Below are 6,960 nucleotides of genomic sequence, written 5' to 3'. Positions count from 1 at the left end.
AACTATTTTCCGATTAGGAAAATACCTTATAATTATGCTATTACTATAACCACATTACCCCCGTATAGGGTTCCTAGTGCTGTCCCTTCCGTGAAGCGGAAGCCAGCAGACCCCATGCACTTATGTTATCGTCAAATTATAAAAATTCTAGCATGGGGTCGCTGTTTAGGGGGTTTCCCCCTAAAACCCCCGTTGGGCAGATGGGAAAGGAATTGTCTCCTCTTTTTAAAATGACCGAAAAACGAAACATTAATCTAACTATTAGAGTAACTCCTTCTGAACGATTAGCTTGGCAAGAAAAGGCCGCCCTCTCAGGTCTTACTTTATCTAACCTCATCCGACAAGCTATGTCTAAAACCCGAACTTGGACAGTTTCAAATAGTTCATTAGTTCAAGAACAAACTAGACAAATCGCTCGCATTGGAAATAACCTTAACCAAATCGCTAAATGGGCTAATACCTATAAACAAACCGCCGAAGCTATTGAGGTTATCCAAGCCCTTAGATTGATTCAAGAAACCCTAAACCAACTATCAACTAAACCGGATAAACCTTCGTCTACCTCAGAGGACTCCGAAGATGTTACTTAAGTTCTTTGATCGCGGGACTGGTAAAGGTAAATCTCCTGTTGAATATATCCTCAAGGAAACTGATGCTAAAGGCGTTATTCGTGAACCTCAACCCGAACTTATTAAAGGCGACCCTCAACAAACCATTAATCTAATTGATTCCCTAAACTTTAAACACAAATACCGTAGTGGTGTCATTAGCTTTGCCCCCGAAGATGCCCCCACCCCAGAACAACAAAACGCTATTATTAAATCCTTTGAAGATGTTGCCTTTGCTGGACTAGATAACGATCAATATGACATTCTTTGGGTTAAACACACTCACACAGGCAATGATAGGGTAGAACTCCATTTCGTTACCCCCAGAGTTGAATTAACCACTGGCAAAAGCTTAAATATTGCTCCTCCTGGATGGGAAAGTTATTTTAGACCTTGGCGTGACCTTTGGAACACTTCTAATGGATGGGCAAGCCCCGATGACCCTCAACGGGCTAGAACTTATTATCCTGGTCATCAAGCCTTAATTAATGCCCAAAACCATCGCTTAGAACTTGCTGGAGAAAAACCCATAAGCCGTGACGATGCCCGTAAATTGATCACTAACCATCTCACTGCATACATACAAGACGGACAGATTCAAAACCGTAACGATATCATTACCACCCTAGAAAGCTCTGGCTTTAGCATTACAAGGCGGGGTGAAGATTATCTAACCGTGACCCATAATGACCTAGATAAGCGTGTCAGATTAAAAGGAGGAATCTATAGTGCATCTTGGCGACTTGGACAAGAATCTACACCAGAAACGACAGCAGGACAGACAACAACAAGAGCAAATCTTCAAACAAGAATTAGACAAGCTCAAGAAAAACTGTCAGAAAATGTGTCAAAACGTAGAGACTACCATCAACAACGATATTCAAACTACTCAACAGAGTATCAACACTCACCTGAAATGGTCGCTAATGCTGCCAGGGACAATTCTTATCAGCCTCTTAATAGGTTCCTTAATAGGCAGTTGGGGGATGACTCAATATTTAACAAAACAGTTTCAACAAATTCAAACCAACAGAACTACCCTCAATCAACTCAAACAGAAGACTTGGGGAGTGGAACTTTATCAAACCAGTCAAGGGAAATTTATCATATTACCTCCCAACAGCAACTACAAGACCAATTGGAAATGCAAAGGCAAGCCTTGCTTAAAGCTGTAGAAGAAGACGATGAATCAACTAGAAAAAGAACTACTCGAAACCTTCAAGAACTTTGCCATTCAGTACGAGAAGGACAAGAAACAGCAGAACGAACAAATCACCAACTTAACCAATCAAATCAACTCACTCAACAGCACCATCAACAGCTTATCGAACAGGATAAGCGACTTAGAAGACGCTTATCAAGACATCATGAACGTCTTAGAAAATTAGCGACTAACCAAACCGAAGAACTCGAACTATTCAAAACCCAAATAAACCTAGTCGAATACTCTCAATCTCAAGGTTACGAAATAGATAAAAAGAAAACTTCAGTTAACTGTGTTGTTCTTAAAGACAATCATGGGGATAAAATTCTAGTTGGTATTAACCAAGGAGATAACCATTATTTTTACTCCTCAGTTAATGATCATAAAGATAATGGCTCAATTATTGACTTTATTCAAAATAGAAGAAACTTGAATTTAGGGGAAGTTAGAAAAGAACTTAGACCCTGGATTAATAACACCTATTCTTCCACTTATACCCCTAAAGAATCAACCCCAAAACTAACCCCAACTACCCCAGATAGACATAAGATACTTACTCAATTTGAACATTTTCAACTAATCTCAAGCCATGCTTACCTTAATCAACGAGGCATTAGCCCACAAACCAGTAATGATTCTAGATTTCAAGGTGTAATCTATTCTGACAGTCGTAATAATTTAATTTTCCCCCATTATGACCGTGAGGGGGTTTGTGGCTATGAAATCCGTAACCAGCAGTTTAAAGGCTTCTCCAAAGGCGGTACTAAGGGCTTATGGTCTTCTAGAGGTCTTCCCACTGATATGACTTTGGTTATTTGTGAAAGCCCCCTGGACTGTTTGAGTCATCATCAACTGTTCCCTGATGCCAATACCCGTTACTTGGCGACTGGGGGAACCTTATCAGAAACACAAAAAAGCTTGATTAAAGGACTTTTTGAGAAGCTTCATAGCCAGGGCGGACAGATTATTGTAGCTACTGATAGAGATAAAGGCGGTCAGGAAATAGCCCAGGAGCTTAAAAATATTGCCCCTGAAACGGCTCAAATTAGTCGGTTAGTCCCTAAAAATCATAAGGATTGGAATGAGTCTCTAATCGCTCAAATTCGATGGGAACGAGAACAACAACAAAAACGTAGTCGAGGTAAAGGGTTTTCTCTTTGAATAACCTAATTCATTTTTCTACTATGTATTGTGCTGTGTTTTTATATTCAATTTGCAATGATTAAATTTTATTAAGGCCTTAACTAAATTAAGACCTTAACCAATTATAAGAAGCTGGAAAACCATATATAAACTCTGGATTTTTCTCTATATCTCTTTGTATTGAAAAATATTCGTCATCCCACAATTTATAATCTTTTGATAGATATTCAACCACTATATCTTTATCAATTAATTCCTTTTGATAAGCAAGATTAAGTCTATCAAAAAATTCCATAACTACATTCATATAATACCTATCACTTCCGTCGTTTTCTGAAAATGGTTTTACGTTTTGTCGATCTATCAATATTTCTCCATTTTCTGATGTAGTCAGATGAGGCTGTACAAATAGCTCATATGCTTTAATTCTCTCTTGTCTATAAGAATCCCATTCACGTATAAAGTCAAAACTTCTTTCAACTTTAGTTTCTGTCTTAGCTTGTCTTTTTTGATCATTATGTAGCTTATTTGCAAGAAAATCAAATTTTATCTCAAGTTCATCTATTTTCTGATTAGGGTATCTACTAGAACCTCTTTTTCCTAATTCTCTGATACTATTAATTACTTCTCTACAAGCTGGCCCTAAAGCTGCTTTCCAATTTTTATCTTGTCGACTTGAATCATAAGTACCAGCCTTAATACCTAATAAATCTGTAGGTAAATGAAATTCTTCACCTCTTGGAATAATAAAAAAACATCTGTTTCTTCCCAAATTTCCTATAAAGAGACCTAACTCAAAAACTACGTTATCTCTTACAGATCTATTTTCTTCTTTCCTTATAATGACAGTATCGTTAGGCGTGAATACAAAAATAGAAAAGTCAAAATTTTCTACCTGACGACATAAATCTTCAAGAGTTGATTGACTAAGCTTAAATAAATCTTGATTCCATACAGTAGGTTCTGCATCACGTTCTAAGTTTGCTTGTATCGCATAAGCATAATCTAGGTTTTCTGCTGAAGAGCCTATAAAGACAGCAGGCCTAGGTTCTAAAGTCCTTTTTTCCATTATTTATATAGTTTAGTCTGATTATATGAGATTAAATTATATAGCTTTCGTGATCCAAGATACTCACGCTACACCATCTCCTACTCATCCCAATTCTTAAAGAAAAGATCGTTATGGCGGTCAATGAATTATATCCGTTGTCATAATTCATTGACCGCCATGTTATTTCTGGGAAAAGTGTTCCCCAGACCCCTTCATTAACTGAGATAAGAAGGAAAAAATAAAAGATCCTTATTTCATGCAGGTTTCAGCCATTGACCCCCTGACACGCCAATGGCGTGTCTACCTGCCATTGGCGTGTCATGAGTAAATATACTTAGTTTAAGTACAAATACTCAAATAAATGGCTAATAAATTTGTCGTAAATTGCGACACATCCGTCGTATAATTTGACTGAAATGACAGGTACACCCGACAAATGAGTTTTTGACATGGATATGACTGTTGCAACAACTGAAGAACGATTACAACGTTTTATACAATTAGTCGATGAACGATTAAGCGAAGAAGAGAAAAATAGAGATAAAAAAAAGAATAAAAACTTTGTTCAAATGTATCCAAAAGGCTTTGATAGAGTTATCGCAATTCTTGGAGAATATCCATTAGCTGCCAAAATTTATATGTTTTTAGCCAAACATATTGAACCTGGTACGGGTGCGGTTGTTGCTTCTCAACAATTACTAGCTGATGAACTAGATATTAGTGTTCGCTCAATTCAAAGAGGAACTAAATGGCTTGATCAAAATAATATTGTTTTACGAATTAAGTTAGGAGCAGGTACAGTTTATGCCTACTGCTTAGATCCAGATGAAGTTTGGAAAAGCTGGAACACTAGCAAGAAATATGCAGCCTTTACGACTAAGACTTTAGCCCGTAAAGAAGACAACGGTGATGTTAAACGCCGTCTAATGGTAATGCTCAAAGGTAAGGAAACTGAGCCAGAAACCTAAATCAAATGTATTTTACAGCGATCGCTCTTTTAATATGGACTAAACATAACATGCTATATTGCCGACTATGCCCATCACCCGATCCACCTCTGATCCAGAAATCATCAGGTCTTGGCTCTTTGATAAAAACTCCAATCATACCCGCCAACTGTACAATAACACCCTCAAACAATTCCAATCTTTTTCTTCAGAACCCCTCTCTAACGTCAAAATCGAAGATATCCAACTTTGGATAGACTCCCTTAAACTACGCGGTTATTCCCTTCACACCATTCGCGTTAAGGTACTCTGTCTCAAATCTCTCTTCTCCTACTGCTTTGATGTGGGTTATTTGCCCTTTAACGTGGCTGCACGGGTCAAACCCCCTAAACCCAAAGAAACGCTCTCACAGAGGCTTTTAAATGTGGCTGACATCGAGAAGCTGATCCGCGCCACTAAAACCCATCGTGATTTCTTAATGCTCTCCCTAATCTATGCCTGTGGTTTACGAATCAGTGAAGCATCTCGTCTAACCTGGCAGGATCTTCAGCCCCGCAAGGATGGCGGTCAAGCCCTCATTGATGGCAAAGGTGGTCAATCCCGCGTTGTTCTCATTCCCGTCGGTCTATGGGCTAAATTAATGGCGTTTCAGAGCCTTCGCTCACCCCATACCGATGCTGTCTTTTATTCCCGCCGACAAAAAGAACTTGCTCGCTCTCGTATTCACCAAATCGTCAAACAAGCAGCCTTAGACGCAGGAATCAACCCTAAAACCTCTGCTCACTGGTTACGCCATGCTCATGCTACCCACAGCTTAGAAAACGGTTGCGATATCTCTCTGCTTCAACAATCTTTAGGGCATTCTGATATCACAACTACTCAACGCTATCTCACTGCTAGACCTAATCAATGTTCTAGTCAGTATCTTCCTTCTTCTCTTTGGTAGATGATGATGTACTCTCTAAGGATTGTATATTATTCCCTCTATTACTATTGTTTTTTACTTTCTTTTTTGCTTGACTTAATAAACCTTCAACTACACCAGGATGATTTGCTGCTATCTGAAGTAGGGAGGATAAACTACTAGGTGCCGTATTCTTTAAAACTTCAGAAGAAGGCTCTTCTGAAGTTTCACGAAAATCTTTTTCTAATACTTGGGAAGAAGATTGACTACCTAAAAATCTATCAGCTAGAGAAACTTCGCTAATTTGTCTTAACTTATCAACAAGGGGTTGATTATTCTCAAGAAAATTTTTTAGAATTTCTCTCAATTCACTAATTGATTCTTGTTGATCTTGTTGAGCAGACTGAATTTTCTCTTGAGTTTCTTGAATTTTATTTTGACTTTTCTTAAGTTCATTTAATTCTAGTGTAATTCCGTCTTTTCCAACCACCAGTTTTGATAATCGGTTTAAAGTTTGCGTATTTAATAAAAGGATTATAGTAAATATAATAACTTCAGGAATTTGAAATCTACTACTTTGTTCATCTACTTGACCTAACAAAACAAGTAATAAATAAATTAATCCAAAAATTGAAATAACAGTAGATAAAATAGGAATTTTATTTTGTTTAGGATGACCAGGTTTCATAGGCATAAATTATTGTTGAATTCACTACAGTCGGTTCCAGGCTGCTTTTTTTGTCTTTCGTCAAGTCATTGAACCTAAAGCTTGATTATATCTGCTTTATGCCATACATCAGAAAAAGTATATTTGGCGGTGCTTTCGCACTCGCTCCGCGAACCCTTCCTCTTAATTGTCATCTAATACCGCCAGCTTGATTAAATATTGCAGCTTCTGGGTAATCTCTGCAAAAAACATCCATTAGAGAAATGCCCTGAAAGTTCTATAACCTTGATTAAGTATAGCTTTGAGAGATTTGAGGCCAAGACAAGTTAAAAGTGGCTCAAACACTAAAAACTGCAAAATTTTTTAGATTGCCCTTCATGTCACGTTCGCTAGTCTTTCCCCGTGTACATGAGTTATTTTCGACCCCTATACGTTA

The 6,960-nt window shown here is 37.8% G+C and carries 7 protein-coding genes; 5 read left to right on the top strand and 2 right to left on the bottom strand.

All coding sequences use genetic code 11. The features are described from left to right. The 3 genes from CY0110_RS31265 to CY0110_RS27115 form a co-directional block, all read left to right on the top strand. A partial coding sequence (locus CY0110_RS31265) for a hypothetical protein (protein WP_232285821.1) occupies window positions 1-234 on the top strand: 234 nt, incomplete at its 5' end. Continuing rightward, the gene (locus CY0110_RS27120) at window positions 231-590 is read left to right on the top strand and encodes a MobC family plasmid mobilization relaxosome protein (RefSeq protein ID WP_157464678.1); all 360 of its coding nucleotides are present in this window, start codon (window positions 231-233) and stop codon (window positions 588-590) included. The genes CY0110_RS31265 and CY0110_RS27120, both read left to right, overlap by 4 nt. Beyond that, a complete protein-coding gene (locus CY0110_RS27115; protein WP_008278862.1) occupies window positions 580-2,973 on the top strand; it encodes a DUF3991 domain-containing protein in 2,394 nt (797 codons plus the stop codon). The genes CY0110_RS27120 and CY0110_RS27115 overlap by 11 nt, the downstream gene beginning before the upstream one ends. Window positions 2,974-3,061: 88 nt before the next feature. Here the strand turns inward: CY0110_RS27115 and CY0110_RS28220 are convergent, their stop codons facing one another. Next, the gene (locus tag CY0110_RS28220) at window positions 3,062-4,024 is read right to left on the bottom strand and encodes a nucleotide-binding protein (protein WP_008278861.1); all 963 of its coding nucleotides are present in this window, start codon (window positions 4,022-4,024) and stop codon (window positions 3,062-3,064) included. A gap of 437 nt (window positions 4,025-4,461) precedes the next feature. On the opposite strand from CY0110_RS28220, the gene CY0110_RS27105 reads away from it, so the two are divergent. Together CY0110_RS27105 and CY0110_RS27100 are read left to right on the top strand one after the other, a co-directional pair. Then, on the top strand, window positions 4,462-4,974 hold the full coding sequence (locus CY0110_RS27105; protein ID WP_232285820.1) for a replication/maintenance protein RepL: 513 nt from the start codon (window positions 4,462-4,464) through the stop codon (window positions 4,972-4,974). Window positions 4,975-5,041: 67 nt separating this feature from the next. After that, window positions 5,042-5,899: a tyrosine-type recombinase/integrase gene (locus tag CY0110_RS27100; protein ID WP_008278859.1), complete on the top strand. Its 858-nt coding sequence runs from the start codon at window positions 5,042-5,044 to the stop codon at window positions 5,897-5,899. Here the strand turns inward: CY0110_RS27100 and CY0110_RS27095 are convergent. Then, window positions 5,868-6,545: a hypothetical protein gene (locus CY0110_RS27095; RefSeq protein ID WP_157464677.1), complete on the bottom strand. Its 678-nt coding sequence runs from the start codon at window positions 6,543-6,545 to the stop codon at window positions 5,868-5,870. The genes CY0110_RS27100 and CY0110_RS27095 overlap by 32 nt on opposite strands. Window positions 6,546-6,960 lie beyond the last annotated feature (415 nt).

This window comes from Crocosphaera chwakensis CCY0110 (genome assembly GCF_000169335.1).
Lineage (GTDB): Bacteria > Cyanobacteriota > Cyanobacteriia > Cyanobacteriales > Microcystaceae > Crocosphaera > Crocosphaera chwakensis.
The sequence above is the reverse complement of the archived record's forward strand: the minus strand, read 5'-3'. Positions and strand labels throughout refer to the sequence as shown.

Bases quoted from the DNA above. Each gene is read 5' to 3' on its own strand.
- CY0110_RS27100 (WP_008278859.1), top strand. From the start codon at position 5,042: ATGCCCATCACCCGATCCACCTCTGATCCAGAAATCATCAGGTCTTGG.
- CY0110_RS27095 (WP_157464677.1), bottom strand. From the start codon at position 6,545: ATGAAACCTGGTCATCCTAAACAAAATAAAATTCCTATTTTATCTACT.
- CY0110_RS27120 (WP_157464678.1), top strand. From the start codon at position 231: ATGACCGAAAAACGAAACATTAATCTAACTATTAGAGTAACTCCTTCT.
- CY0110_RS28220 (WP_008278861.1), bottom strand. From the start codon at position 4,024: ATGGAAAAAAGGACTTTAGAACCTAGGCCTGCTGTCTTTATAGGCTCT.
- CY0110_RS27115 (WP_008278862.1), top strand. From the start codon at position 580: ATGTTACTTAAGTTCTTTGATCGCGGGACTGGTAAAGGTAAATCTCCT.
- CY0110_RS27105 (WP_232285820.1), top strand. From the start codon at position 4,462: ATGACTGTTGCAACAACTGAAGAACGATTACAACGTTTTATACAATTA.